The 26,928-nt window shown below is 70.2% G+C and carries 24 protein-coding genes, 1 tRNA gene, 1 pseudogene and 1 other annotated feature; of the genes and pseudogenes, 13 read left to right on the forward strand and 13 right to left on the reverse strand.

The annotated features are described in order from the left end of the window. Nucleotides 1-46: 46 nt before the first annotated feature. Complete coding sequence (locus Q0Q47_RS22345) at nucleotides 47-640, forward strand: MOSC domain-containing protein (RefSeq protein WP_293865053.1); 594 nt, start codon at nucleotides 47-49, stop codon at nucleotides 638-640. Nucleotides 641-704: 64 nt separating this feature from the next. Here Q0Q47_RS22345 and Q0Q47_RS22350 read toward each other — a convergent pair whose 3' ends face one another. Next, nucleotides 705-1,472 (reverse strand): enoyl-CoA hydratase-related protein, encoded by a 768-nt coding sequence (locus tag Q0Q47_RS22350; RefSeq protein WP_293865056.1) that lies wholly within the window; start codon nucleotides 1,470-1,472, stop codon nucleotides 705-707. 654 nt (nucleotides 1,473-2,126) lie between these two features. Here Q0Q47_RS22350 and Q0Q47_RS22355 point away from each other — a divergent pair. The 3 genes and pseudogenes from Q0Q47_RS22355 to Q0Q47_RS22365 form a co-directional block, all read left to right on the forward strand. After that, nucleotides 2,127-2,483: pseudogene (locus Q0Q47_RS22355) on the forward strand (BON domain-containing protein); the annotation flags it as partial. Nucleotides 2,484-3,099: 616 nt separating this feature from the next. Then, a complete protein-coding gene (locus tag Q0Q47_RS22360) occupies nucleotides 3,100-3,702 on the forward strand; it encodes a hypothetical protein (protein ID WP_293865059.1) in 603 nt (200 codons plus the stop codon). 77 nt (nucleotides 3,703-3,779) lie between these two features. Next, nucleotides 3,780-4,424, forward strand: coding sequence for a glutathione S-transferase family protein (locus tag Q0Q47_RS22365; RefSeq protein WP_293865143.1), 645 nt, complete (start codon nucleotides 3,780-3,782; stop codon nucleotides 4,422-4,424). 6 nt (nucleotides 4,425-4,430) lie between these two features. Here Q0Q47_RS22365 and Q0Q47_RS22370 read toward each other — a convergent pair whose 3' ends face one another. Continuing rightward, the gene (locus Q0Q47_RS22370; RefSeq protein ID WP_293865062.1) at nucleotides 4,431-5,678 is read right to left on the reverse strand and encodes an MFS transporter; all 1,248 of its coding nucleotides are present in this window, start codon (nucleotides 5,676-5,678) and stop codon (nucleotides 4,431-4,433) included. A 337-nt stretch (nucleotides 5,679-6,015) separates the two neighbouring features. On the opposite strand from Q0Q47_RS22370, the gene Q0Q47_RS22375 reads away from it, so the two are divergent. The 5 genes from Q0Q47_RS22375 (at nucleotide 6,016) to Q0Q47_RS22395 (ending at nucleotide 11,548) form a co-directional block, all read left to right on the forward strand. Next, nucleotides 6,016-6,402 carry a group II truncated hemoglobin gene (locus tag Q0Q47_RS22375; RefSeq protein WP_293865065.1) on the forward strand — a complete coding sequence of 129 codons (387 nt, stop codon included), beginning with the start codon at nucleotides 6,016-6,018 and terminating at the stop codon, nucleotides 6,400-6,402. A gap of 177 nt (nucleotides 6,403-6,579) precedes the next feature. Continuing rightward, nucleotides 6,580-8,106 (forward strand): ATP-binding protein, encoded by a 1,527-nt coding sequence (locus tag Q0Q47_RS22380; protein WP_293865068.1) that lies wholly within the window; start codon nucleotides 6,580-6,582, stop codon nucleotides 8,104-8,106. A gap of 99 nt (nucleotides 8,107-8,205) precedes the next feature. Next, nucleotides 8,206-8,279: transfer RNA gene (locus tag Q0Q47_RS22385), tRNA-Gln, on the forward strand. A 369-nt stretch (nucleotides 8,280-8,648) separates the two neighbouring features. After that, nucleotides 8,649-9,608, forward strand: a complete 960-nt coding sequence (locus tag Q0Q47_RS22390; protein WP_293865071.1) for a manganese catalase family protein — start codon at nucleotides 8,649-8,651, stop codon at nucleotides 9,606-9,608. A 300-nt stretch (nucleotides 9,609-9,908) separates the two neighbouring features. Then, nucleotides 9,909-9,964 (forward strand) — a sequence feature (sul1 is cis-regulatory element that is thought to sense ions involved in sulfur or methionine metabolism; They are found in Alphaproteobacteria). 141 nt (nucleotides 9,965-10,105) lie between these two features. Beyond that, nucleotides 10,106-11,548 carry a SulP family inorganic anion transporter gene (locus Q0Q47_RS22395; protein WP_293865145.1) on the forward strand — a complete coding sequence of 481 codons (1,443 nt, stop codon included), beginning with the start codon at nucleotides 10,106-10,108 and terminating at the stop codon, nucleotides 11,546-11,548. Between the two features lie 9 nt (nucleotides 11,549-11,557). Here Q0Q47_RS22395 and Q0Q47_RS22400 read toward each other — a convergent pair whose 3' ends face one another. From Q0Q47_RS22400 to Q0Q47_RS22415, 4 genes are all read right to left on the reverse strand, one after another. Next, a complete protein-coding gene (locus Q0Q47_RS22400; protein WP_293865074.1) occupies nucleotides 11,558-12,874 on the reverse strand; it encodes a sodium:proton antiporter in 1,317 nt (438 codons plus the stop codon). A gap of 101 nt (nucleotides 12,875-12,975) precedes the next feature. Beyond that, nucleotides 12,976-14,367 (reverse strand): DUF2254 domain-containing protein, encoded by a 1,392-nt coding sequence (locus Q0Q47_RS22405; protein WP_293865077.1) that lies wholly within the window; start codon nucleotides 14,365-14,367, stop codon nucleotides 12,976-12,978. Nucleotides 14,368-14,557: 190 nt separating this feature from the next. Further along, nucleotides 14,558-15,229, reverse strand: coding sequence for a hypothetical protein (locus tag Q0Q47_RS22410; RefSeq protein ID WP_293865080.1), 672 nt, complete (start codon nucleotides 15,227-15,229; stop codon nucleotides 14,558-14,560). Nucleotides 15,230-15,268: 39 nt separating this feature from the next. Then, nucleotides 15,269-15,667, reverse strand: coding sequence for a peptidoglycan-binding protein (locus Q0Q47_RS22415; RefSeq protein ID WP_293865083.1), 399 nt, complete (start codon nucleotides 15,665-15,667; stop codon nucleotides 15,269-15,271). A 400-nt stretch (nucleotides 15,668-16,067) separates the two neighbouring features. Between Q0Q47_RS22415 and nhaA the strand changes: the two genes are divergently transcribed. After that, nucleotides 16,068-17,237 (forward strand): Na+/H+ antiporter NhaA, encoded by a 1,170-nt coding sequence (gene nhaA / locus Q0Q47_RS22420; RefSeq protein WP_293865086.1) that lies wholly within the window; start codon nucleotides 16,068-16,070, stop codon nucleotides 17,235-17,237. Nucleotides 17,238-17,369: 132 nt separating this feature from the next. On the opposite strand, the gene Q0Q47_RS22425 is transcribed toward nhaA, so the two are convergent. From Q0Q47_RS22425 to Q0Q47_RS22455, 7 genes are all read right to left on the reverse strand, one after another. Beyond that, on the reverse strand, nucleotides 17,370-18,116 hold the full coding sequence (locus Q0Q47_RS22425; RefSeq protein WP_293865089.1) for a DUF72 domain-containing protein: 747 nt from the start codon (nucleotides 18,114-18,116) through the stop codon (nucleotides 17,370-17,372). Beyond that, nucleotides 18,116-18,691 (reverse strand): SOS response-associated peptidase, encoded by a 576-nt coding sequence (locus Q0Q47_RS22430; protein WP_293865092.1) that lies wholly within the window; start codon nucleotides 18,689-18,691, stop codon nucleotides 18,116-18,118. Before Q0Q47_RS22430 ends, Q0Q47_RS22425 begins: the two co-directional genes overlap by 1 nt. Nucleotides 18,692-18,803: 112 nt before the next feature. Then, entirely contained in the window at nucleotides 18,804-19,322 is a 519-nt protein-coding gene (locus tag Q0Q47_RS22435; protein WP_293865095.1) for a flavin reductase, read from the reverse strand. 117 nt (nucleotides 19,323-19,439) lie between these two features. Further along, entirely contained in the window at nucleotides 19,440-20,282 is an 843-nt protein-coding gene (locus tag Q0Q47_RS22440; protein WP_293865098.1) for an SDR family NAD(P)-dependent oxidoreductase, read from the reverse strand. A gap of 1 nt (nucleotide 20,283) precedes the next feature. After that, a complete protein-coding gene (locus Q0Q47_RS22445) occupies nucleotides 20,284-21,264 on the reverse strand; it encodes an acyl-CoA dehydrogenase family protein (protein WP_293865101.1) in 981 nt (326 codons plus the stop codon). 4 nt (nucleotides 21,265-21,268) lie between these two features. Next, nucleotides 21,269-22,390 carry an acyl-CoA dehydrogenase family protein gene (locus Q0Q47_RS22450; protein WP_293865104.1) on the reverse strand — a complete coding sequence of 374 codons (1,122 nt, stop codon included), beginning with the start codon at nucleotides 22,388-22,390 and terminating at the stop codon, nucleotides 21,269-21,271. Between the two features lie 7 nt (nucleotides 22,391-22,397). Continuing rightward, a complete protein-coding gene (locus Q0Q47_RS22455) occupies nucleotides 22,398-23,120 on the reverse strand; it encodes an SDR family NAD(P)-dependent oxidoreductase (protein ID WP_293865107.1) in 723 nt (240 codons plus the stop codon). 199 nt (nucleotides 23,121-23,319) lie between these two features. Here Q0Q47_RS22455 and Q0Q47_RS22460 point away from each other — a divergent pair, with 199 nt between their 5' ends. The 3 genes from Q0Q47_RS22460 to Q0Q47_RS22470 all read left to right on the forward strand — a co-directional run bounded on the left by Q0Q47_RS22460 (nucleotide 23,320) and on the right by Q0Q47_RS22470 (nucleotide 26,738). After that, nucleotides 23,320-24,471 (forward strand): acyl-CoA dehydrogenase family protein, encoded by a 1,152-nt coding sequence (locus Q0Q47_RS22460; protein ID WP_293865110.1) that lies wholly within the window; start codon nucleotides 23,320-23,322, stop codon nucleotides 24,469-24,471. Then, nucleotides 24,471-25,391 carry an acyl-CoA dehydrogenase family protein gene (locus Q0Q47_RS22465; RefSeq protein WP_293865113.1) on the forward strand — a complete coding sequence of 307 codons (921 nt, stop codon included), beginning with the start codon at nucleotides 24,471-24,473 and terminating at the stop codon, nucleotides 25,389-25,391. Before Q0Q47_RS22460 ends, Q0Q47_RS22465 begins: the two co-directional genes overlap by 1 nt. A 96-nt stretch (nucleotides 25,392-25,487) precedes the next feature. Then, entirely contained in the window at nucleotides 25,488-26,738 is a 1,251-nt protein-coding gene (locus Q0Q47_RS22470) for an ABC transporter substrate-binding protein (protein ID WP_293865116.1), read from the forward strand. Nucleotides 26,739-26,928: the final 190 nt, after the last annotated feature.

Consider the following 26,928-nt stretch of genomic DNA (forward strand, 5'->3'; position numbering starts at 1 on the left):
CGGCGGCGGGCGCACCGGCTAGGGTCACGGGCCGCCAGGAGGCCTCATGACGCGCCCCATCGTCCCCGCCCGCAAGCTCCCGGGCCGTATCGCCAGCGTGCTCTTTGCCGGAGGGCCCGGTTTCGAGACGGCGCCGGTCGACGCCGTGACGCTCGATTTCGACGGGCTTTCGCTGCCCGACGGCACGCCCGACCGGCACCACGGGCCGACACGCGGCGCCGACGCCCGGGTGCCCTGGTACGGCCGCGGCACGACCATCCGGAACACGCGCCAGGTCTCGATCGTCGCCTCGGCCGAGCTTGCCGCCATCGCGGAGGGGCTCGGGGTGCCCGAGGTGCGGCCGGAATGGCTCGGTGCCAATATCGTGATCGACGGCGTGCCGGATCTGTCGATGCTGCCGCGCGGGACGCGCATCCTGGTGAAGGGCGGCGCGGCGCTGGCCGTCGACGACCAGAACGCGCCCTGCCGGCAGCCGGGCCGGGTGCTCGCCTCCCGCTATCCGGACCATCCGCGCATCGAATTCCGCTTCGTCGAGGTGGCGAAGCGGCTGCGCGGGCTGACGGCGTTCGTCGAGCGGGCCGGTCCGCTTCGCGTGGGCGACGTCGCCGAGTTGCGCCTGCCGGAACAGTGGCTCTACTGAGCGGCCCGGAGCGTGTCGCGGAAACTCGTCGCGCGAAGCCCGCGACCAGGCGACCGAACGGGCCTCACGCCTTGCCGCGCGACAGGAACGCCGCGAAGGCGGCCTTGGCTTCCTCCGACCGAAGGCCCTCGCGGAAGGCCGCGAACTCGCGCCGCATCACCGCCAGGACCTCGGCGACGTCGGGCCGCATGAGCGCCTTGGAGGCGAGCATGGCCTTGCGCGGCTTGGCGGCCAGCGCGGCGGCCGCGGCGGTGGCGGCCGGCACCAGGTCCGCCGCGGGCACGAGCTGGCCGACGAGACCCCACGCCTCGGCGGTCGTGCCGTCGATCATCTCGCCGGCCAGCAGCAGCCGGGCGGCCCTGGCCTGACCCACGCGGCGGGGCAGCAGCACGCTGCTGGCCGCCTCGGGGACGAGCCCGAGATCGGCGAAGGGCGTGCGCAGGCGCGCGTCGGGCGCCGCGAAGACGAGGTCGCAATGCAGCAGGATGGTGGTGCCGATGCCGATGGCCAGTCCCTCGACGGCGGCCACCACGGGCTTCGGGCAGGCCGCCACCGCATCGAGGAAGCGCACGACCGGCACGCCATCGTCCGGAGGCGGCCCCTCCAGGAAGTCGGCGAGATCGTTCCCCGCCGTGAAGCAGCCGCCCTCGCCGCGCAGCAGGACAGCGCCGATCGCGTCGTCCGAGGCGGCCGCCTCGAACGCGTCGGCGGCGGCGGAATACATGGCGCGGGTGATGGCGTTCTTCTTGGCGGGACGGTCGAGCACCACGTGGCGCACCCCGTCGCGATCCTCGATGCGCACATGCGTGTCCGAACCGCCAGCCGATGCCATGGAAGCCTCCCTCGTTCCTGGACCGGGTAGCAGCCCGGAACGGCGGCGGGAAGGCGGTCGAGCCCGGACCGCAGCAGGAACCTGTCCGCCGAGGCGGCGTTCTGTCGGACCGCGGCCTTGCCCGGCGGGGCCTCCAGAAACACAGCACCAAAGGATGACGCCATGTCCTTCAACGACCGATGGAGAGACGACCAGGACCGCTTCGGCTCGGAGCGCTCCGGACAGGACCGCGACGAGTGGCGGCGGGACAGGGACTGGCAGCGCGGCGACGACTGGCGCCGGCGTGACGAGGACCGCCGCTACGGACGCGGCCAGGGCGGCGAGAACCAGGCCTGGAGCCGCTCCGGCGGCATGGGCGGCTCGGGCTATCGTGGCGGTGGCCAGTACGAGGGCATGAACGACGACGGCCTGTCGCGCACCGGCAGCTCCGGCGCCTACGGCTCGGGAATGGGCATGGGCTCGGGTTGGGGCGGCTATGGCCGCGACGAAGGCGCACGCGGCTATCGCGGCGACCGGGACTACGGCAGCCGCGGGGGCTCCTCGGGCTCCGGCTGGACCGGCTCGGATTCGTCGCGATCGGGCGCCGGGAGCTCCGAATCGCAGGGCTATCGCGGCGGCTACGGCATGGGTGAAGGCGGATCGCGCTCCCAGCGCGGCGACCGCGACTGGTGGGACCGCACCACGGACGAGGTCGCCTCCTGGTTCGGCGACGACGACGCCGAACGGCGCCGCCGCCAGGACGCGCGCAGCGACGGCGAGCACCGCGGCCGCGGGCCCAAGGGCTACTCGCGCTCGGACGACCGCATCCGCGAGGACGTCTGCGACCGGCTGACTGACGATCCGATGGTCGACGCCTCGGAGATCGAGGTCAGCGTGGCCGGCAGCGAGGTGACCCTGGCGGGCACCGTGCACCGCCGCGATCTTCGCCGCCGCGCGGAGGACCTCGCCGAGGCCGTGTCCGGCGTCACCCACGTGCAGAACAACCTGCGCGTCTCGCAGGGCACGGGCGGCACCATGGGCATGGGCACCGACACGGCGCGGCAGGGCTCGTCGCAGACGGGCTCGGGCGGCTCGCTGTTCGGCTCCGGCACCAATTCCGGCACCGGCGGCGACGCAGCCCGGACCGAAGCCACCGCGGCGAAGACCGGCGGAACGACCGGGATCGGCCGCAGCTAGTCCAGCGGGATCTCCGGGGCCGGCCCTCCGCCGGCCCCGGCATTTTCCAACTTCGCCTAGGAATAGATGCGGCGCTTTGTCGCAGTCGACGGAAGGCTGTCCCGGCGTGGACCATGCGGGACGGCTTGGAATCGTCCTCGCCGCAGGGAGGCAGCCGCGAAGCGGCGACTGTGCGATGGGGAACCTCCGGCGTGGCAAGGTGTTGCGGCTCGTGACCGTTGGGCGCGGGCGGTAACCATGTCCGCGGATCGAGGGCTCCACGACCCGGATCGTGCCGAATTCTTCGGACGCGGTGGAACCCGCACGGCACCTCGCACGTTGTGGGGTGTTTCGCAGTCCCGGTCCCTCGATGCCCCTCCCACGTCCGCTTGTCGCCACCATGCCCGCTGACCGGTCAGCCAGCCGGTCGGGCTTTCGCCTAGTCGAGACCGTGGAGATCACCTGCGGGGACGTGCCGACGCGGCCCCTCTCCGCGCTGGTCGACTATTGGCGGCTGATGGCGGAAGACGGATTGCCGTGCCTCTCCGAGGCCGAACCGGACCGCCTGCAGGTGCTGCCCGGCCGCATCCACCTGGTCCGCGTCGAGCGCGACGCGTTTCGGTTCCTCCACTACGGCGCGGCCGTGACCAACCCCGACGCCCGCGACATGTGCGGCCTCACCACGCGCGACTACGAGGACCACGCCTTCGGCGAACTCGTGACCGCCCACTACGCCGAGGGCGTGAGCGCCCGGCGGCCGGTGTGCCGGGCGATCCGGGCGGCCGTGGACGGCGACGTCTACGACTATGTCCGCGTGGTCGCGCCGTTCGGGCTCGGCGGCGACTCGGTCGAATTCCTCGTCATCGGCACCGAGCGGATCGCCGTGCCGGCGCGTTGCGAGCGGGCCGGCGACGAGGCGGATCCCGAGACGCTTCGCGCCACGTTGGAGCGGACGAAGCGGCTCGCCCGGCAGATCTCGGGCACCGAGGCGGGCGTCGCGCTGGCCGGCATCGCCGCCGCGGCGGCCCTGCATTTCTCCGAGGCGATGCGCATGGCGGCCCTGCGCCGCGACTGACGCGGTCGCGGCCCGGCGAACGGGGCCGGCGCGGCCCCTCCCCAACCCCTTTCAAGGCCCGGAGGACCACGATGCCCATGACCGACCTGCCCCGCGTGACGCTGTACCACTCGCCCAACACGCGCTCGACCGGCGCGCGGATCCTGCTGGAGGAACTGGGGGCGCCCTACGACCTGCATGCCCTCAACATGATGGCCGGCGAGCAGCGTTCACCCGCCTTCCTGGCGGTGAATCCGATGGGCAAGGTTCCGACCGTGACCCTGGGCGATGCCATGGTGAGCGAGCAGGTGGCGGTCTATCTCTTCCTCGCCGATCTCTATCCCGGCGCGGGCCTGGCGCCTTCCGTCACCGATCCGCTGCGCGGACCCTATCTGCGCTGGATGGCGCTCTACGGCTCGTCCTTCGAGCCCGCCGTGATGGACCGGGCGATGAAGCGCGAGCCGCCGCCCGCCCGCATGAGCGCCTACGGGTCCTTCGAGGACCTCTATGCGATGATCGAGGCGCAGGTGGCCAAGGGGCCCTGGCTGTTGGGCGACCGCTTCACCGCGGCCGACGTGCTGTGGGGCACGGCGCTGGGCTGGGTCTCCGCCTTCGACCTCGTGCCCAAGTCGGAGGCGATCGGCGCCTATGCGGCCCGGGTCGCGGCCCGTCCGGCGGCCGTGCGGGTGCGGGAGGCGGATGCCGCGCTGGCCGCCGAGCACAAGGCCGCCGCCGGCGCCTGAGCGGGCTCAGCGCCTTGCGGCGGCCGCCAGGTTGGCGCGTGCCCCGAAGCCGAGGACGGTGGGCACGCCGAAGACCAGGGCGAGGGCCGACACGATGAACACGCCGGCCGGCATGTGGTGGTCGAGCAGGCCGCCATGCAGCAGGGGAGCGACGAGGGCCCCGATGTCGAAGCCCGAATAGACGATGCCGAACACCTTGCCGACGGCGTTGGGCGGCGCCGCGCGCCGCACCAGCACGTCGCGGGACGGCATGGTGACGCCCATGGTGGCGCCCGAGATGGCGAGCAGCGTCACGCTGGCCCACAGCGGAAGCCCCGGGATCACCACCGCCGCGCAGAACAGGGCCGAGGTGACGAGGCCGGCCACCGCAATCGTGGCGTGGTTGGTCATGCGGTCGGCGAGCACGCCGCCGATGGAGACGCCGATGGCGCTGCCGGCCTGGTAGAGCGTGGCGGCGATGGTGGCGGCGGCCAGCGTGGCGCCGAAGCCCTGCATCAGCGCACTGATGGCGAAGGTCTGGATGCCGGTCCCCGAGAAGGACGACAACACGAAGTAGGCGAAGCCCAGGATGACCACCGGCATGGCGAGCACCTGGCCGAAAGAGATCTGCGCGGCGCCGGCCTTGCCCGGATCCCTGCCGCCGTGGGGCTGCGTGCGGATGGCGGCATGGCTGAGCGCCAGGATCGCGGCCACCGCGAGCCCTCCCGCGCCGAAGACCATGAGCGCGGTGCGCCAGCCATTGGCGGTGCCGACCAATGCCGAGAGCACGGGCGCAAGGGCGAACCCCGCCGCCCCGGCGATGACGTGGAAGGCGAAGGCGCGGCCGAGCAGGTGCGGGCGCACCCGGTGGCTGAGAATGGAGAGGTCCGCCGGGTGGTAGACGCTGTTGCCGAGCCCCGCCACGACGGCGCAGGGCAGCATCCAGGCGTAGCCGGGCATGAAGGCCATGGCGCCGACGCCGCCGGCATGCAGGACGACGCCACCGATGAGGATGCGATGCGCGCCGAACCGGTCCACCAGGACGCCGGCGGCCACCTGCCCCAGCCCCGAGGCGGCGTAGAACGCGGTGAGCAGCAGCCCGAGTTCGGTGAAGCTGACGCCCAGGCCGTCGCGCATCGCCGGGAACAGCGGCGCGAAGACGAGCTGCAGCATGTGGCTGGTGAAGTGGGCGAGGCCCACCGTGCCGATGATCCGGACGTCGCCGGCCGCTCGGGCGGGCGAGGGTCCGAGCCTCTCTGCGCTGGCCTGGCTCACGGGGGCGATCCTTCGACGTTTCTTCGGTTTTCGGGGCGCCGGACCATGGGATCAAGCGACGGATGACGCCAGAGCGCAAGCGGTTGTTCCGGCATGCGAGCGGTGCATGGCGCGCAGCCGTGCCGTCCGGCAAGGCCCGGACTGGCCCTCGCGCGGGGCGGCCGGTACAGGAAGCTCTGTTTCGAGCGAAACGCGGCACGATTTCTTGGTGGTCGCAGGAAAATCTGCGACCGCCCCGAATTCCCCCGCATGGCCGCATGGTCTAGATCCATCGACATCGCATGCTGTCCGCGAAAGGTCGTTCCCCCTTTCCGGCAGCATGCTCCAGGACAGCCGCATGACCGATAGCACCACCGTTTACGATCTCATCGGCGCGGAAGAGGGCGTCCGCCGGCTCACCCGCCGCTTCTACGCGCTGATGGACACACTGCCCGAGGCGAAGGCGGCGCGGGCCATCCACCCCAAGAGCCTGGCCGACAGCGAGCAGAAGCTGTTCGAGTTCATGACCGGCTGGCTGGGCGGCCCCCCACTCTTCATCGAGCGCCGCGGCCCGCCGATGCTCAGGGCCCGCCACCTCCAGGCCCCGATCGGCATGGACGAGATCGAGGGCTGGCTCGCCTGCTTCAAGCTGTCGTGGAGCGAACTCGCGGTCCCCGACACGATCACCGAGGCCGTCATGCCCAAGGTCGAGGCGCTGGCTCGTCACATGCACAACAGGGGGTGAAGGAAGAGGCAGTAGGCAGTCGGCAGCAGGGAAGGCCACAGTCCACTGCCTGATGCCTACTGCCTACTGCCTACTGCCTACTGCCTCCTTCTCCTCGAACCTGTGGACACCGCGCCCCGGGCCTGCCCGGGCGTGCTACGAGAACGGTCCGATGATGAGCCGATTCGACCAGCTGGCATGAGAACGAACGTCGTCATGGGCGCAGGCCCGGGCGATGCGCCCGCTGGCCTCGATCTCGAGGAATTGCTGGCCACGCGCCTGCTGGTGCAGGGCAACTCGGGTTCCGGCAAATCCTACCTGCTGCGCCGCCTGCTGGAGCAGAGCGCCGGGCACGTGCAGCAGGCCGTCATCGATCCCGAGGGCGACTTCGTCACGCTGGCCGACCGCTACGGGCACGTGGTGGTGGAGGCGGGCCGGTCGGAGGCTGACCTGGCGCGCGTGGCGCTGCGGGTGCGCCAGCACCGCGCCTCGGTGGTGCTGAACCTCGAGGGCCTCGACGCCGAGGAGCAGATGCGCTCGGCGGCCGCCTTCCTCAACGGGCTCTTCGACGCCGACCGCGAGCACTGGTACCCGCTGCTGGTGGTGGTGGACGAGGCGCAGCTCTTCGCGCCCGCCGTGGCGGGCGAAGTTTCGGACGAGGCGCGCAAGCTCTCGCTCGGCGCCATGACCAACCTGATGTGCCGCGGCCGCAAGCGCGGGCTCGCAGGCGTCATCGCCACGCAGCGCCTCGCGAAGCTCGCCAAGAACGTGGCCGCCGAGGCCTCGAACTTCCTGATGGGCCGCACCTTCCTCGACATCGACATGGCGCGCGCCGCCGACCTCTTGGGCATGGAGCGCCGGCAGGCCGAGATGTTCCGTGACCTGGAGCGCGGCCAGTTCGTGGCGCTGGGCCCGGCGATGTCGCGCCGGCCCCTCCCCGTCCGGATCGGCGCCGTGGAGACCGAGGCGCGCAGCACCAGCCCCCGGCTGATGCCCCTGCCGGAGGCTCCGGCCGACGGCGCGATGATTCTGGCGCCGGTCACGGACGACCTGCCGGTTCGGCCGCGTCGCCAGCCGGCGCCGCGCCCCACCGCCGACATCCTGGAGCAGCTCACGCAGGAGCTCGCCAACGCGCCCCGGGCTGCCGAGGGTGGCGAGCGCACGGGCGAGCCGTCGGAGACCCGCGAGCCGGCCTACGAGCCCGTTCCGGGGCCCGGCCCGGCCGAGGTCCTGGCCATCGTCGAGGAGGTCCTGGCGGCCATGGTCGAGGAGGAGGCCGCCGACGGCACCTTCCGCCCGGCGGGCTTCCTCTACCAGGACTTCGCCGTGCGCTGCCGAATCCGGCGCGTGCAGACGCCGCCCCTGGACCTCACCGCCTTCCGCCGCCGCCTGCTGGTGGCGCGCTCCGCGGCCGGCCTCGCCGATCCGGCGGACGAATCATGGCGCATCGCCGTGGAGGTCTCCTCCATCCTCGACGAGGACCTCCAGGCCGCCTTCCTGCTGATCGCCCGCGCCGCCATCGAGGGCGCGCCCTGCCCCACCGACGCCGCCATCGCGCGGGCCTTCGGCAGCCACTCCCCCGGCCGCGGCCGGCGCGCCGTGGCCGCCCTGGAGCAGCAGGGCGTGCTCGTGTGCCGCAGCGACATCCGCGGCCACCGCATCGCGGTGCTGCCCGACCTCTCCCGCGAAACCGCCGCCTGCGACCCCCGCGCCGCCACCGGTTGACCATCCGGTAGAACTGGGCTTGTCAACGCGGACCGTCTTCGCTATGTCACCGCTCACTGCCGCGCCGGCCCGGTTCGCAAGACCGCCCGCAGGCCCTGGTGGGGGATAGTTCAACGGTAGAACAGCGGACTCTGACTCCGTTAATCTTGGTTCGAATCCAGGTCCCCCAGCCACTCCTAGTCTTCCTTTGGCTAAGTCACCGGCTCGCTCTCGCGGCGCGAGGCAACGGCGTAGTCGATCGCCATTGCCTCGCCATCCGCGCCCTGCCACGAGCACGCGGACGCCGACCTCGGGCTGCTCGCCGAGAACGGTCAGGGGCGAGCCGTCACGATGCGATGGGCTGCGGCCATCCAGGCGTTGAGGTGGGCCCACTGGTCGAGGGGGGATGGCGGTCGCGTGCATGGGAAGGCTCCACGGTTGATGTGAAGCCTGGAACAAAGGAATGCCACCAACTCCCGGCCGCGGCAGCGAAGTGTCCCTCATGGATCGGAACAACCGGCGCGTAGGGTTGTTGGCAGGGCCCAGCCTTATGGAGCTCGCCGATGTTCATGCACAACAAGCGCCTGCAATACACGGTCCGCGTCTCGGAACCCAACCCACGCCTGGCCTGCATGATCATGGAGCAGTTCGGTGGGGCCGACGGCGAGCTTGCCGCCGCCATGCGCTATTTCACGCAGGGCCTCGGGGAAGACGATCCGGGCCGCAAGGACATGCTTCTGGACATCGCCACCGAGGAGCTCAGCCACCTCGAGGTGGTGGGCTCGATCGTCACGATGCTCAACAAGGGGCTGAAGGCTCAGCTCGCCGAAGGCCAGATGAAGGAAGCGGAGCTCTACAAGATCGTGGGCGCCAGCGGCACGTCGGCGAAGGAGTCCATTCTGTTCGGTGGCGCGCCGGCCCTCTGCGACTCCGCCGGGGTGCCCTGGACGGCGGCCTACGTCGACTCCCGCGGAGAGCCCACCGTCGACCTGCGCTCCAACATCGCGGCCGAGGCGCGCGCCAAGATCGTCTATGAGCGCCTGATCAACATCACGGACGATCCGGGCATCAAGGACGCCCTGGCGTTCCTGATGACCCGTGAGGTCGCGCACCAGAAGTCGTTCGAGAAGGCCCTGTACGCCATCGAAAACAACTTCCCGACCGGGAAGCTTCCGGGCATCGCCAAGTACGCGAGCATGTACGTCAACACGTCTCAGGGTGACGGTGACACGAGCGGCCCGTGGAACTCTGGCGAGGAATGGGATCGGGTGGATGATCTGGAGCAGGTCATGCCCGTCGATGGGGGTGACGGAACGGCCATGGTGAAGCTGTCCACCGCGGACAAGAAGATGGCGAGCAAGATGGCGACGCGCACCCAATCCGACGCCACGTCGGATCCGATGACGGGAGCCGACCTGGGTGCCGGCCCGGGCGCAGGCCGCACCAAGAACGGGGACATGGGTGGCGCGGACACCATTCAGGACGCCGCAGCCATGGGAGAGGCCGCCTCTCGGAAACGATAACGCCGTTCGCCCCGGAACCCTGTCCCTTGCGGGCAGCAAGAGCGCCGGAGCCGCACTGACCGCGGCCCGGCCCTCACGGCAACGTCTGCGAGCGGCCCGCCGCGGGCCGAATCCCGCGGGTGACTGGGCCCCCCTCACCTTCGCCAGGACCATCCGGGACTAAGCTGCTGCCGGTCCGCTGGCGCCGAGATCGGCTGCGGCATGAGGCCGGGGGTGGCCCTGCCCGGACAAGCCGGGCGGCCGCCCCGGCCAGAATCCTGTTGCTAGGCCGCGGGCTCAGAGACTACAGAGCATCATTCGCCTGGACCCGGTGTAATTCCGGGTGGCTCTTCCGGCCGCCAATCCGCCGGATCGCGCAAAGCTCCCGCTTCCCAAGCAGCCTGCTGACAAGCCGCCGGCGCCAGCCGCGCGTGAGAGCTCTTTTGCGGACATCGTCCCCCATGACCACTTTGCCCAACACCGTCACGGCGCGGCTTCGCCGTGACTGGATTTCCAACATGCGCGCCGACGTCCTGTCCGGGATCGTCGTCGCCCTCGCCCTCATCCCCGAAGCGATCGGCTTTTCGGTCATCGCGGGGGTGGACCCCAAGGTCGGGCTCTATGCCTCGGTCATCATCGCCACGGTGATCGCGTTCACGGGCGGGCGCCCTGCCATGATCTCCGCGGCCACGGCCGCGACGGCGGTGCTGATGGGCAGCCTCGTGCGCGAGCACGGCATCCAGTACCTCTTCGCCGCCACCATCCTGATGGGCGTCTTCCAGATCGGGGCCGGTCTCCTCAAGCTCGGGCGCCTGATGCGCTTCGTCTCCCGCTCGGTGATGACGGGCTTCGTCAACGCCCTGGCGATCCTCATCTTCATGGCGCAGCTCCCCGAGCTCGTGGGCGTGCCCGGCGCCACCTACGCGCTGATCGCGCTGGGGCTGGCGATCATCTACCTGCTGCCGCGCCTGACCACGCTGGTGCCCTCCCCGCTCGTCGCCATCGCCGTGGTCACCGCCGTGGCCTACGCGCTGAACCTCGACGTGCGCGCCGTGGCCCAGCTCGGCGAGCTGCCCTCCGCGCTGCCGCAGTTCGGCTGGCCGGACGTGCCGCTGACGCTGGAGACGCTGCGCATCATCGCGCCGGTGTCCCTGACGCTGGCGGCGGTGGGCCTGCTGGAATCGCTCATGACGGCGCAGATCGTCGACGACATGACCGACAGCGCCAGCGACAAGAACCGGGAGTGCCACGGACAGGGCCTCGCCAACATCGCCTCCGCCCTGTTCGGCGGCATGGGCGGCTGCGCCATGATCGGCCAGTCGGTGATCAACGTGTCGTCGGGCGCGCGCGGCCGGCTCTCGACCCTCGTCGCGGGCGTCTTCCTCCTCGTGCTGCTCGTGCTGTTGCAGCCGCTGCTGGCCATCGTGCCGGTGGCGGCGCTGACGGCCGTGATGATCATGGTCTCGATCAACACCTTCTCGTGGCGGTCGATCGTGAAGCTGCGGGAGAACCCGCGCTCGTCCTCCATCGTGATGCTGGCGACGGTCGCGACCGTCGTGGCGACGCATGACCTGGCCCAGGGCGTCATCGTCGGCGTGCTGCTCTCCGGCGTGTTCTTCGCCGGCAAGGTGTCGCGCCTGTGCCAGGTCACCAGCACCCTCTCGCCGGACGGTTCAACGCGGACCTACACGGTCGAAGGCCAGGTGTTCTTCGCCTCCGCCGGGGAGTTCGCCGACGCCATCGACGTGCTCGAGCCGGTGGACCGGATCGTCATCGACGTCGGCGCGGCACACTTCTGGGACATCTCGGCGGTCGGCGCGCTCGATCGCCTCGTGCTGAAGGCGCGCCGGCACGGCCATGCGGTGGAGGTCATCGGCCTCAACGCGGCCAGCGCCACCCTGGTCGATCGCTTCGCCGTCCACCGCAAGGATCCCGACGCCCTCTCGGCGTCGCTGCACTAAGGGCATCCCTCACGTTTCAGCGTCGAGAGCCCGGGCTCCGGACGGCGCGCTGCCGCCGGCCTTGCCACCGTCCGGCGCGGCAACCCCGGTCAGCCTCGCGACCACGGGCAGCGTCAGACCCTGGACGACGATGCTGAACAGGACGACGGCATAGGTCGCCGACAGGATGAGGGGCTTCGCCTCGCTCGCGGGAAGCGCCAGCGCCAACGCGACCGAGATGCCGCCCCGCACGCCGGCCCAGGTCAGGAACGGCACGTTGCGCAGCGACATCGCGACGCCGAGAGGGGCGATGACCAGCGGGCAGAACACCGCCACCAGGCGGGCGACGACGACGATGGGGATCGCGGCGGCGGCAAAGCCCAGCGAGATGCTGCCGGTGCTGATCACGAGGACCTCGAGGCCGATGAGCAGGAACAGGACCGAGTTCAGGATCTCGTCGATCAGCGTCCACAACCCGAAGAGATAGGTCTGGGTGCGGTCGCTCATCGCGTCGCGCGGACCCCGCGTGCCGATGAGCAACCCCGCGGCCGCCATGGCCAGCGGCCCGCTCACACCGATCCGCAGGGCTATCGCGTAGGTGCCGGTGACCAAGGCGAGCGAGATGAGCACCTCGACGGGGTAATCGTCGATCATCCGCATGCCCCAGTAGGCGACGAGCCCGGTGACGAGCCCGAGCAGCAGGCCGCCGCCCGCCTCCGTGACCAGGAGCACGCCCGACCCGACGAGCCCGCCGTGCTGCTCCCCCTGCCCTGCGGCATAGGCCGTGAGCGCCGCGACCAGGACGATGCCCACACCGTCGTTGAACAGGGCCTCGCCCTGCAACTCCACCTCGATGGACGGCGGCAAGGCCACGGTGCGCAGGATGCTGAGAACGGCGACGGGATCGGTCGGGCTGATCAGCGCGCCGAAGACCAGCGACCAGCCCAGCGTCAGCGGCCAGCCGAACAACGGCGCGAGCCACCACACCGCAAAGCCGATGATGGCCGTGGAGAGGACCGTGCCGACGACGGCCAGCACCCCCACCTGCCAGGCCCGGTCGCGCAGGCGCCCGAAATTGACGTGCAGGGCCCCGGCGAACACCAGGAAGGCGAGCATCCCGTCCATGACGATGCGGCTGAAGTCGATGGCGCCGAGCGGCGCGGTCAGGGCCTCGAACAGGTGCTGCCCGGGTATGGCCCGGTCCACGGCGATGAGGACGCCCGACGACACCACGCTCATGATCAGCAGACCGACCGCATGCGGAAACGGCAGGAACTTGTGGTTCAGCCATCCGAAGAGCGCGGACAGCCCGAGCAGCAAGGCGGCAGTCTCGAGAAAGGTGAACACGCGGGACGCCTCATCGGCAGCGGGACGATCGGGGGCAACGCGAGCGCGACGTGCGGGGTTCGGTCGGTCAAGGGCCGGCGCTGCACGACAGGAGGCGGCGGTCAGGTCGGCCGGCGATCACGGACCGGCTGTCCCAGCGCATCCTCGGCTTGTTCGATGCGGACCTGGACGGCGGCGAGGTCGGCCGGCACGAGCGTGGCAGCCTGCGCGGTCTGGCCGATCTTGCGCAGCTGATCCGCCAGGGCCTCCCTCCAGCAAGGGCCCTCGGCCGCGCGGGCGAGTTCCGCGAGGATGTCGACCATGCGGATCAGAACCGCCGGATTGGTCCGCGCCGCCTGCCGCAGGGCGTCGAAGGCGGCGCCGATCAAGCCCGGGGGATCGGACCGGCTCAGGACCACGCGGGGATGGCCATCGCCGTCGCGCAGCACGGCGGCGGGCTCGCCGCGCGCGATGGCCGCTTCCAGCGCCTCGCCCAGCCGGTCCAGGGTCGCGATGGCCGTGAACGGGTCGTTGATCCCCGGCGACAGGGCGCGCAGCCCGATCTCCACGAGCTGGCGGATGCCGAACTCGATGTCCTGCGCGGGGCTGCGCTCCGGGCCGATGACGAAGGCCTCGCGAACCGTGTCCTGGCCCGCCTCGTCGAGGCTGCCGCCCCGCACGCGCACATGCGCGCCGTGGCGCAGGACGAAGTGCCCGGCCCGCACCGCGACCTCCAGCGCGACGCCGGCCTCGATCGCCTGGGCGAGCAGCGCGTCGTGATCGACGACCTGGATGACGCCGCTGCGCCCGATGGCGATGTCCTGCTCCACCGCCGGGAGCCGCGCGTCAGCGACCTCCCGGCCGTCGCCGTCGCCCCGCTCGGGCAGGATCATCCTCACGGACTGCAGCAGCCCGCGCCCCACCGTATCGACGATATTGTCGGCCACGAGCGATCGCGCGACCTTGTGCACGTAGAACAGCAGCGCGAACAGGCAGAGCACCGTCAGCAGCGTTCCACCGGTGACGGCCACATGGGGAACGCCCCGCGGCCCCAGGACGTCGCTGATGCTGCGTAGGACCACGAGGATGTAGAGGATGGTGGCCAGGAACAGGCCGATGACCGCCTGGATCTGCCGATCCGCCATGAAGGTCGGGATCAGGCGCGGCCCGAGCTGGTTGGCCGCCAGCGACAGGATCACGAAGGTCACGGACACGACGAGCGACATCATCGTCATCAGCCCCGACAGGAGGCTGGACAGCAGATCCCGCGCTGTCCCGGCGTCGCCGCTGAACAGCCACCACGGCAGCGCCCCGCCCGTGAGGGCCCATCGCGACGCCGCTTCGCCAAAGACCAGCACTCCATAGGCCAGCGCCAATCCGACGGCGCTGATGGCCAGAGGCAGCGGCCAGAGCTGCCCGCGAAGGAGGATCAGTATGTTGCGGAGGCGGATCGCGGACGAGGCTTGAGAGCTGCGGGGCCGTGGCGGGGCCCGACCGAACGAACTGATGTCCACCTCCCTCGCTCCAGTCGTGCCCACCGCCTCGGCAACCGCCAAGCCCAGCTCTGGTTCCTTGTGGGGAGGCGCACGGGCGCCGCGGGACGCGAGGCCGCCGGCGCGAACGATGGCTCTCGACCCGTTGATGGGCCTTGAGGGACGTTTGTGAGATCGGCGAGCACCCCTGCGTCGATGGCAGGCCGTGCCGTCAGGTCCACGCCTGAGTGACGAAATCCCGCGTGTCCTTGCTGATGGCAAGCGGGGGCATGTCGACGCGAGGGTCGTCGCGCACCCTCAGGCGATCGTCGGCCGGCTTGTCGAATGCCCCGGCAATCAACCCCGGAAGCCCGGTGAAGACGTCGCCGAACGCCCCTTTGACCGTGTGCTCGTTGTCGGTGAGACCGAGAGCGTGGATCATTTCGTGCGCCGCGATGAAGGTCAGCACGCCGAGACCCGATGGCCTCGGAACGTTCTTGAAACCGTCGGGGCCCGGTGCAACGCGCACTTGCGCGGGCGTCATCGGCGTGGCCGGCACGAAGATGAATGCGCGCTGGACGATTCCCGCCGAACTCAAAGTCTGCGTCAGTCCATGCAACGCCGTGGGATCGAGTTTCACATCCGACACGACGTCGTTGATCTTTTCCGTGACGGTATAGTCCTTCCCCCACGCCCTGTATTTCAGGACACCGTTGCCCAGATCGAATTGAACGTTGGCCCCTGCATCGGTCTCAGGATGCGGCGGGGTGGAGGACACTTCGAGTGATGCGGCAAGCTTGAAGCCGTTGATCACGCCTACGGCGTTGTTGAAGGCCGTCAACCAGAGGCCCGTCACCCGAGACGTTGGAAAAATGGTGAGCTTCTTCGAAGCCTTGATGTCCACTCCCCAAGTCCGAACGACATGCATGGCACTTCCCCGACTTCAGCGACGGTCACGTCGATGGAAAAATGCATTCCGATCGAAGAATTTGCAGTAGTCCAAGTGGAACTCCAGGTCCTTCCTGGGGCCTGGCGCGGGCTTCAAATCAGCGAGTTCGTCGTCCAAGCGAACGATGGTCATTTTGCCCACCGTGTCGTCAGCTTGCGACTGGTACGAGGAATTGATGATTTTCCGCTTTTGCTTGAACGCCAGGACGGCGGCGGCCGTCGCCGGTCCGTAGACTTCGTCAACCGCCAGGCCGGCGCCATCCAGCGCGTTGAGTGCGGCCTGGATCTTGGCAACATGCTTGCCCTTGTGACCACGGGTGATGTGTGCCGAGTGCGAGACAGCGCAAGCCTCCAGCTTCGGGTCACCTGCGAAAGCTTGCGATCGAAGAGGCACGGGCGTTCTCCCTTGCAACGGATACTTGACGTGCCAGCACAGGTTGTCAACGTGACCTAAAACAACTTTCGGGAAGAAGCCGGGCCTCCCGCAGGCGAGGTGTGAGCGCGGCGGCCAACTCCGGCGCGCCACCCGAGGCGGACCTCGCCTTCGCGGAATCTGATCGGCGGCTCTGGGCCAAAGGCGAGCCTCCGGGGGACAGATGCGCCCAGGTTCCGGGATCGCTCGTCGAGAAGCGTCCGTCGTCGGGCGTCGTGGCATGGTCTCCCGCCCGGGTGTGTCGACACGGGTTGATAAGCCCTTTGTTGAATGCGATAGAGTGCACAGGGTGTTCCGCCGGAAGGGTTCGGCGGGCAGGTCAAGCGCACGGTCGGGCCGCCAGCGCGGGAGACCTGTGCCCATGCTTCGATCGTTTTCGGCGTTCCGCGACTTCCTGCACAGCGAGGCTGCCGGCGGAGTGATCCTGATGGGGGCGGCCGTCGCTGCCCTCGCCATCGCCAATTCACCGGTTTCCCCCCAGTACTTCGCCGTCCTGAAAACCTATGTCGGGCCTCTCAGCCTGCTGCACTGGATCAACGATGCGTTGATGGCGGTGTTCTTCTTGCTGGTCGGGTTGGAGATCAAGCGCGAGGTGCTCGACGGGCAGCTTTCCACCTGGAGCCGCCGGACGCTTCCCGGCGTTGCGGCCCTGGGCGGCATGATCGTTCCGGGCCTGATCTACGTCGGCCTGAACTGGCAGGATCCGCTCGTCCTGCGCGGCTGGGCGATCCCGGCCGCGACGGACATCGCCTTCGCGCTGGGCGTGCTGTCCCTGCTGGGGCCGCGTGTCCCGGCTTCGCTCAAGGTCTTCCTGGCGGCCCTGGCGATCATCGACGACCTTGGGGCGGTGATCATCATCGCGCTGTTCTACACAGCCGGGATCAACGCGCTCGCCCTGCTCGGTGCCTTCGTGGTCGCCCTCGTCCTGCTGGGCCTCAACCGGGCTGGGATCGTCCGGCTGGCGCCCTACCTGGTCCTGGGGATCCTCCTCTGGGTGTTGATGCTGCTCTCGGGCGTTCATGCGACGATCGCGGGCGTGCTCTTGGCCCTCACGATCCCCCTCGTCCGCACGCCGGGGAAACCCGAGGCGTCGCCCGAGATCTCGCCCTTGCATCGGCTGGAGAAGCGCCTGCATGTGCCGGTCGCTTTCGTGATCGTCCCCATCTTCGGATTTGCGAACGCCGGGGTATCCTTCTCCGGCGTCAGCTGGGGGCTTCTTCAGGACAGCCTGGCCATCGGGGTCGCCGCCGGTCTCGTCGTCGGCAAGCTGCTCGGGGTCTTCGGCGCGGTCGTCCTGCTGGTGCGCTCCGGCTGGGCCGACCTCCCCGCCCGGGCGACCTGGACGCAGATGCTCGGCGTCTCGCTGCTCTGCGGCATCGGCTTCACGATGAGCCTGTTCATCGGGCTGCTCGCCTTCACCGACCCGGCCCTCCAGGACCGCGTGAAGTACGGAATCCTGGCAGGATCCTTGTGCGCCGGGCTCGCCGGCTACCTCATCCTGAGGGCCTCACCGGGGAAGACGCCGGCCTGACCGCCCTCGGCCTCGCGGGTGTCTGCGCGGCGGGACGTCGACGGGGTCACGGCAGGCTCCCGGAGACGCGCGGGATGGCGGGACAGTAGCGACGACGGCGGCCGCCGTCGGGCGGGCCCACGGCCCCTTGTCCTACGGATGCGTTCTCTCGGCTGGATCGATCAAGGCCTTCAGGCCCAGCGCATCGCCCGTGGCGGCGTAGGATTGCGTGTTGTCGAAGATGCACCAGGCTTGCGCGCCGGTCCGCGCGGCGCCGAGGACCTGGGTGGCCAATCGCTCCAGGCGACCGTCGGCGTAGGAGGAGCGGTAGATCTCGGGCGAGCCGTGCAGGCGGAGATAGGCGAAGCCCGGCCAGCCGGCGGGCTGGTCGGCGCCCGCCGCCCGGGGCGGGTCGGCGGCAACCCTGGCGATCCGCAGGGACCGGAGGAGGTCTTCCCCTGCGGGCCCGAACCAGCTGGCATGGCGCGGTTCGAGGACGACGGGCGCCTGCGTGCGGCTGCGGACGGCCCGCAGGAGCCGGTCGGCATCGGCCGGGCTGAAGGCCTGCTTGGGCGGGAGCTGGAGCAGAACCGCGCCCAGCTTGGGGCCAAGGCCGCCAATCTCCTCGAAGAACCCGTCCAGCGGCGCCTCGATGGCCTGCCAGTCGGAATGGGTGACGGCCTTCGGCACCTTGACCGAGAAGCGGAAGTCGGTGGGCACCGAGGCGGCCCAGCGCTCGTAGGTCGATCGGCGATGCGGCCGGTAGAACGAGGTGTTGATCTCCACGGCCGGGAACACGGCGGCGTAGCGTTCCAGCAAGCTGCCCCCCGCCGGAAAGTGCGCGGCATGGATCCTGGGGACGCTCCAGCCGGCCGTGCCGACCAGGACGGCGCCGCCCATCAGCGCACCTGCTCCACGACGCGGCTTCCCGCCGGGAGCGGCCGCAGCAGCTCCTCCTCCGGGCGGGTGAGGTCAAGCCAGGCCATCCAGTCGTCCTTCGGCAGGATCACGACCTGCCGATCGTGGATCGGGGCCACGTCCGGCCCGGGCGCGGTGGTCAGGATGGTGAAGGCATCGCCCCCGGACGCCGTCGGGCGCCAGAGGCCGGCGAAACAGAACCAGTCCTCCCCTGCCATCCTGAAACGCCACTTCGATTTCGGCGCCTTGGTGCCGGTGAACTCGAAGAAGTGCGACGCCGGCACGAGGCATCGTTGCCGGGCGAAGTGCCGGCCCTCCGAGCGGAAATTGATGACAGGCGGCGCCTTCGGGCGCCCGGGATCCAGGCCCCATCGCTGGGCCACGAGCTCGACGCCGCCGTCGACGCGGCGGATCACCGGCGCCGTTTCGGTGGGCCGGATGTCTTCGCGCGGCTCCAGGTTCGGCGCACCGCCAGGGGTGAACACCGGGAGCTTGATCTGGCTGAAAGCCTCCACATAGGCGGCATAGCCGATGTGGTTGCCGTAGTCGTTGCACATGGAAGCGGCCTCGAGCCCGGCGGTTGAACCCGACAGGAGCACGCGGGTTCCCGCGTCCCGCCCCTGGCGCGCTGGACCGGGCCTCGCCTCTCCCGAGAGGCGGCCTGCCGGCTCAGGCCATGGCCGGCGGAGCCTCCGGCGCGGCGCCCAGAAGGTGGAAGCCGCGGTCGAAGTAGACGAGGCTCCGGCGGGCCTGCGCCAGGGCGACGTCCAGGATCTCGGCGTAGAAGACGCTGTGCGTGCCGATCTCGTGGCGGGCGGCGACGCGGCAGTCGAGGCTCACGGTCGCACCGTCCAGGACGGGAGCACCGGACGCGAGCACGCGCCACGCCCCGCGGGCGAAACGCTCCTGCGGCGACAGGCCCGGCATGGCGAAGGTCTTGGCGAGATCCTCGTGCTCGGAGCCCAGGACGTTGAGGCACAAGGTGCCGTTGGCCACGATCACGTCGTGGGCCCGCGACGACCGGTTCACGCAGACCAGCACCGTCGGCGGCGTGTCGGTGACGCTGCAGACCGCGGACGCGGTGAGCCCGTGCCGGCCCGACGGGCCGTCCGTCGTGATGATGTTCACGGCCGCGCTCATCAGCGACATCGCATTGCGGAAGGCCTGGGCGGAAACATGGGCGTTCATCGCGTGCTCCCCGTGTCGTTGACCGAGATCAACACGGCGCGATCGCATTCGTCCAATGCATTGTTCTCATCGGGCGAATGAACGAAGGTCATGCGCTGGCCGGGCACCCCGCGAGCGTCAAGTCTCCTTCGGCGCCCGGGCGGCGGACGGCCGGGGCGGCTTGCCCGAATGGGTGAACCCGGGGTCCACCATCCTGCGCTCCGCCTTCAGCGCATCCTCCGACAGGAACTTCGTCGTGCTCCAGCCGCCATCCACGGCGAGCACCTGTCCGTTGATGAATCCGGACGCGGGCGAGGACAGGAAGAGGATGGCCTGGGCGACGTCCTCGACCGTTCCCATGCGGGTGGCCGGCGTCATGTCGAGGTTCATGCGGCGGAAGCCTTCGTCCTCCAGGCGATGGAAGGTCATGGGTGTCGGGATCACGCCCGGCGCCACCGCGTTGGAGCGCACGCCCGACGAGCCGTACTGGGCCGCGAGGTGCAGGGTCAGCGCGTTGAGGCCGCCCTTAGCGGCGGAATAGGCCCCGCCGCGCAGCCCGCCCAGAAGCGAATAGGTGGAGCTGACGTTGACGATGGTCGCCTCGTCGCCGAACGCCTTCAGCGCCTCGCGGCAGAGGCGGAACGGCGCCCGCAGCATCAGGCCGAGGAAATAGTCGAGCGTCTCGTCGTCGGTCTCGTGCACGGGCCTGGGGCTGCCGATGCCGGCATTGTTGACGAGATGGTCGAGGCGGCCGAAGCGCTCCAGGGCGAAGCCGACCGCCCGGGCGGGCGCGTCGTCGGCCGCCACGTCCAGCGCGATGGAAGCGACCTCTGCCCCCCTGCCCGCGAGTTCGCCCTCCATGGCCGCGAGCTTGCCCGGGTCGCGCGCGACGCCGACGACGGCGATGCCGGCTTCGACGAAGGCTCTCGCGGTGGCGAGGCCGATGCCGCTCGACGCGCCGGTGATGAGGGCCACGCGCATGTCAGGTCCTTTCGGCAGCCGGCTGGCGAGGCGCCATCGGCGAGGGAAGGTCGAGCAGCGACGCCGCCTCGCCCAGCCGGGAGAGCGCGTGCGCGTGCTTGACGAAATGGTGGGCGTCGGCCTCGGCCGAGAAGCCGATGCCGCCGTGGAGCTGGATGCAGGCCCGCGCATTGGCCAGCGCCACCGGCGGCGCCAGCCGGCGCAGGGCCGCGACCTGGAACGCCGCGTCCGGCCGGCGATCGGCCAGGGCGATCGCCGCCATGTCGCGCTGGGCCGACAGCATCTCGGCGCGGATCGCCATGTCGGCCGCGTGGTGCTTCACGGCCTGGAAAGCCCCGATCGGCTTGCCGAACTGGCGGCGCATGGCGGCATAGGCGACGGCGAGGTCGCGCGCGCCCTCGGCCACGCCGAGAAGGTGGCAGGACACGAGCAGGTCAGCCGCCGCGAGACGGGCGGGATCATCGGTGGACGCCAGCGTTGACCCGGTCCCGCCGGCCAGCGCCACGGCGACGGAGTGGCCGAGGCCGGGCTGCTCCCGCACAGCGCCGGTCTCCACGAGGGACAGCTGCCTGTCTCCGAACACGAGAACCGCCGCGTTCGGCACCGGATCAAGCACCAGGATCCCCTGCGCGCCCGGCAGGCCCGCGCAGACGGGCCGCCCGAGGCTGGCGATCGCGGTGGCGAGCGCGCCCTCGCCCACCGACCGCGCCACCGCCGCCGCGACCGTCGTCGCCAGGCTTCGGGTGGTCAGCAGATGGCGGCCGAGCAGCGTGTGGACGAGAGCCTCCTCGACGATCGTGAATCCCGAGCCGCCCTCCTCCTCCGACGCCGACAGCGAGAAGGCGCCGAACGCGCACAGCGGCGCGAGGTCGTCCTGCCGGGCCTCGCGCAGGCGGCCCAGGGGGAAGCTCTCGGCGAGCAGCGCAGCGGCCGCCTCGACGATGAGCCGCTGGTCCTGGGAGAGGTTCAGATCGAACGCCACGGCTCTACTCCCGCGGCAGGCCGAGCACGCGCTCGGCAATGATGTTGCGCTGGATCTCGGCCGTGCCGCCGGCGATCGTCTCGCTGTAGGCTTCCAGATAGTCGTGGCTCCACGCGCCGTCCAGAAGGGCCTCCGGCCCGAGGACGTCCATGGCGGCGGCGAAGATGCGCTGGGCCAGTTCGGCGAAGTAGAGCCGCATCATGGAGCCGTCCGAGGGCGTCACGGGCTCCCGCAGCACGGTCCGGTAGGTCATGGCCCGCAGGGCGGCAGCCTCGGCACGCAGATCCGCGAGGCGCTCGGCGAGCGCCGTGCCGGCGCGGGGCCGCGCCAGCGCGATCAGGTCCTCGATGCGCACGCCGAGTTCGAACTGCAGGCCCATCGCCGCCGTCTTGCGCTCGAAGCCGAGCGTCGTCATGGCAACGCGCCAGCCGTCGTGCAGCGGCCCGACGACGCTGGACAGCGGAATGCGCACGTCGTCGTAGAAGACCTCCGCGAAATGCGAGACGCCGGCCAGGTTGCGGATCGGGCGCACGGTGATGCCGGGCGCGCGCATGTCACAGATCACCCAGCTCAGCCCCTTGTGGTGCCTGGACCCCGGCTCGGTGCGGATCAGCAGCTCCTGGTAGTCGGCGTGATCGGAATAGCTCGACCAGATCTTCTGGCCGTTCACGACGAGGTGGTCGCCATCGACCACGCCCTGCGTGCGCAGCGACGCGAGGTCCGAGCCGGCGTCCGGCTCCGAGAACCCCTGACACCACAGCGCGTCCCCGGACAGGATTTTCGGCAGGTGGAACGCCTTCTGGTCTTCGCTGCCGCAGGCGATCAACGTCGGGCCGGCATGGTTGAGCGCCACGAAGGAGCCGTCCAGCACGGAAGGCGCGCGGGCGCGGACGTATTCCTCGTACCAGATCAGGATGCGCTGCGGCGGCAGGCCCTGCCCGCCATACTGCCGAGGCCAGGCGATCCCGGCCCAGCCGCCCTGCTGGCAGCGCCTCAGCCAGGCGCGGGTGAAATCGGCGGCCGCCTTGCCCTCGCGCGGCGGCCGCTCGCCGGGCACGTTGGCCGCGAGCCAGGCACGGGCCGCCGTCCGAAAGGTCTCGTCCTCGGGCGTGGTGGTCAGTTGCATCGGCGTGTCACGACATCCAGCCGCCGGCGACGTCGACGATGCTGCCCGTCATGTAGCTCGCCTCCTCGCCTGCGAGGAAACGAACGACGGTGGCGATCTCGGACGGCTTCCCGACGCGGGCCATGGCGACGCTGTGCATCTGCCGCTCCATCTGGACAGGGTTCACGTCGGCCGCCATCGGCGTGTCGATGGTGCCGGGCGCGATGGCGTTCACGCGGATGCCGTAGGGGGCCAGCGTCCTGGCCATGCTCCGCGTCAGGCCGATCAGCCCGGCCTTGGAGGTGCCGTAGGGGATCATGGGGCTGCCGAGCTTGCCGTTGATCGACGCGATGTTGACGATGCTGCCGGCGATCCCCGCGGCCACCATGCGCCGCGCCAGCTCCTGGCTGAGCAGGAACGGCGCGCGCAGGTTCACCGCCAGCACGCGGTCGAGGTCCTCCAGCGTGAGGTCGAAAACGCCGATCTTCTCGTAGAGGCCGGCGCAGTTCACCAGGGTCGTGACGGCGGCCTCGTCATCGAGCGCGCCGAGGGCCTCCCGCACGGCGTCCATGTCCGTGAGGTCGCATCCGATGAACCGGTCCGGCGCATCCTCGCCGCGCTCAGACGCGCTGGTCTGGGACGCGCTGCCCGGGCGGTCGATGCCGACGACGCGATAGCCCACGCGCCGCATCTCGGCGCAGATCGCGCGCCCCATGCCGCCATGGCTCCCCGTCAGCACGCAGGTGCGCAACGGCGCCTCCCTTTTGTCTCACGATACGGAACATATTTTGTGCGCCGCACCAACTCCCTATCCCAATACTAGGCCTTGCTCCAGTGGTGTTCAAGAGATGAGCCCGCCTTTTCAGTCTTGACAGAACGGCGCCACGGGATGAGCTTCCCATCCCGTGAAACGCTGATGTCCCACAAGATGGACAGGCTGGAGACGCTCGATGGACTTCGACTGGACCGACGAGGATCGGGCCTTTCGGGAACGGGTGCGGGATTTCCTCGCCCGCGAGCTGCCGGCCGACTGGGCGGAGATGTCCCGCCACGGGCCGGGCTCGAAAGAGCAGACCGCGTTCAGCCTGGAGTTCTGCCCCAAGCTCGCCGCCGCCGGCCTGCTCGTTCCTCACTGGCCGGCCGAATGGGGCGGATCGGCACGGCCCGCCTGGGAACACTTCATCCTGGGCGAGGAGATGTGGGCCGCGGGCGAGCCGCGCGGCGCGCAGTACATGAACGTGAACTGGATCGGCCCGACCCTGATGCGCTTCGGGACCGACGAGCAGAAGCGGCGCTACATTCCGCCCATGGCGGCCGGCAAGGCCATCTGGTGCCAGGGCTTCTCCGAACCGAATGCCGGTTCGGACCTCGGCAGCCTGCGCACCCGCGCCGACCGCGACGGCGACGACTACGTGATCAACGGCCAGAAGATCTGGACGTCCTATGCGGGGCTCGCCGAGCACTGCTTCCTGCTGGCCCGGACCGGCCAGGGCAACGGCAAGGCGGGGATCGCCATCTTCCTGGTGCCCATGGCGACGCCGGGAATCGATGTGCGCTCGATTCCCAGCCTCATCGGGCACGGCGACATCCACGAGACCTTCTTCACCGACGTGCGCGTCCCGGCCAGCGCGCGCCTCGGCCAGAAGGGCGAGGCCTGGTCCATCATCAACTACTCGCTCGCCAACGAGCGCGTCGGCATCGCGCGCTACGAACTCGCCGACCGCGTCCTCGGCCGCATGGTCGACGAACTGACCCAGCGCGGCCTCTTCGACGACCCGGTCGTGCGGATGCGGGCCGGATCCGCCGCCGCGGCCTGCGATGCCGCCCGCATCCTCGTGCACCGCACGGTCGACAAGCGCTCGCGCGGCGAGGTGCTGGGCGCGGAGGCCAGCATCGCCCGCGTGGCGGTGGCGGACGCCGAGACGGTCGTCACGGACTTCGCGCTGGACTTCCTCCCGGATGCCTTCAGCGGCCCGGGCGACCTCGCCGTGCAGACCCACCACGAGAGGGCCATCGTCACCGGCATCGCGTCGGGCAGCATCGAGATCCAGCTGGGCATCATCGCGCAGCGCTGGCTGGGCCTGCCCCGGGAGATGCGCTGATGCGGTTCGCGCCCAACGAGGACCAGGCGACGTTCCTGGGCGTCCTCGACCAGATGGCCGAGGGTCATGAGGCTCACTGGCGCACCTCGCCCGACTGGTCGAGGTTCGACTGGTCGGCCGCGTTCGACCGGATGCTGGAGGACAACGGCTTCCTCGACTGCGCCCGGGAGGAGACGCTCGGCCTCGTCGCGGCCGCGGCCCTCACCCACCGGGTCGCTCGCCTGCCGGTGCTCGCCGAATGCGCGGCCTCGTCCGTGCTGCGACCGATGGTGGGAGCTGAGCTGCCACGCCCGATCGCGGTCGTCGAAGGTCGGGACGATGCGGCGACCCGGTTCCTGACCGTCGCCCGCTCGGTGATCCTGATCGAGGCCGATGGCATCCGGACGGCCGTTCTGACCCCGAATGCCGTCGCGCCGGTCGACAGTCTCTTCGCCTATCCGATGGGGCGGCTCACACCGGGCGCGACGGACTGGCGGGCAGCCGATGCCGATCCGCAGCGCGTCCGGAATGCCTGGCGCGCGGCTCTGGCGGCGGAGCTCGGCGGGGTCCTGAAGGGCGGGCTCGATGCGGTCGTCGCGTATGTGAAGGACCGGCACCAGTTCGGGCGTCCCCTCGGCAGCTTCCAGGCCATCCAGCACAGGCTCGCATCCGCCGCCGCGAAGATCGAGGCGGCCTACTGGCTGGCCCTGAAGGCGGCGCACAGCCTCGACCCGGCCGATGCCATGGGCGCGCTCGGCTTCGTCCAGGAGGCCGCGACGCGCATCACCAACGACCTGCACCAGTTCATGGGGGCCATGGGCCTGACGCTCGAGCATCCCCTGCACCGCTGGACGTACCGCGCCCGGCTGCTGCGCTCCGCCATGGGCGGCGCCGGCACGCACCTGCAGGGCGTCGCCGACACGCGCTGGAGGGCGGCATGAACGCGCTTCCAACCGTAGCGACGGCAACGAAGGACAGGGTCGCCGCCTGGCGATCGTGAGGACAAGCCTGCAACCAACCGACCCGGGGAGGGATCCATGACCACAAGCAGACGGCAATTCATCGGCGGGGCGCTCGGCATGGGCGCACTGTCCGCGTTTCCGATGCCCGCCATCGCGCAGAGCGGCAACGTCATCAAGATCGGCCTGATCACCAGCCTGCAGGGCGGCTACGCGGCCTTCGGGCAGAACCACAAGCGCGGCGCCGAATTCGCGGTCGAGGAGATCAACGCGGCCGGCGGCATCAACGGCAAGAAGCTCGAACTCGTCGTGCGCGACGACGGCCTGAAGCCCGATGTCGGCATCGCCGCCGCCCGCGAGCTGGCCGGCGAAGGCGTGCGGATCTTCACGGGCGGGCTCGTCTCCGGCGTCGTGCTGGCGCTCAACGGCATCATGGGCGAGCTCGACTCCGTCTTCATCAGCGCCGCCGCCCACGGCAACAACCTCACGCACGAGGATTTCAGGCCGAACTACTTCCGCGTCACGGACTATTCGGCGATGCGTGTCGCGGCGGGCTCCGGCCTCGTCGCGCAGAAGTACAAGACCGCCAAGGTTTGGGGCTCGATCGCGCCCGACGCGGAGATCGGCCGGTCCGTGATGGACGTGGTGAACTACCACCTGCCGCGGGTCTACAAGGCGCAGAATACCATCGACATCAAGATGACCGAGACCCTGTGGACCAAGTTCGGCGCCACGGACTACCGCAACGAGATCGCGCGCCTCATGAGCCAGGGCATCGACGGGCTCGTCGTGGGCCTCGGCGGCGCCGACGAGACGACCTTCCTGCAGCAGGCCGGCCAGCTCGGCCTCACCAAGAAGATCCAGGGCTTCTTCACCTCGGGCAGCGAGTTCCTCGGCGCCATCGCGCTCAAGGAGCGCACGCCGGAGAACTACTGGTCCGGCTTCCACTGGTACTACGGCGCCTATCCCGACAACCCGATCTCGCAGAAGGTGGTCGAGGCGTTCCGGGCCAAGGGCTATGGCAAGCACCCCGACGGCTTCGTGGGCATGACGCACGCCGCCATGACCGCGATCGCCGGCGGACTGCGCAAGGGCGCCGGCCCGACGGCCAAGGAAATGATCCCGGCGCTGGAGGGGCTCACCTTCGACTCGGTCAAGGGCAAGATCACGCTGCGCAAGGAAGACCACCAGGCGATCAGCGATGTGAACTATGCCCTGCTCGGGCCGGCCAAGAACGAGGACGGCTGGCAGGTGCTCGACTTCGCCCGGGTCGACGGCGCCCAGTTCGCCGGCCCGCCCACCCCGGGCAAGGCCCTGTCGTTCACGTGAGGGATGGGTCACACCGCAATCCTCCGTCTCCCTCATCCTGAGCCGGCCGCGGAGCGGCCGAGTCGAAGGACGCAGAAAGCCCATGCGGCACCGTTCTGCGTCCTTCGACTCACGGCCTCCGGCCGTGGCTCAGGATGAGGAGCGTGGGGGCGGTTGAGGAGATTGGAGCCAAGGCAATGCCCGAGACTGC

Origin of the sequence: uncultured Alsobacter sp., assembly GCF_945952055.1 — a bacterium.
Classification (GTDB): domain Bacteria; phylum Pseudomonadota; class Alphaproteobacteria; order Rhizobiales; family Beijerinckiaceae; genus Alsobacter.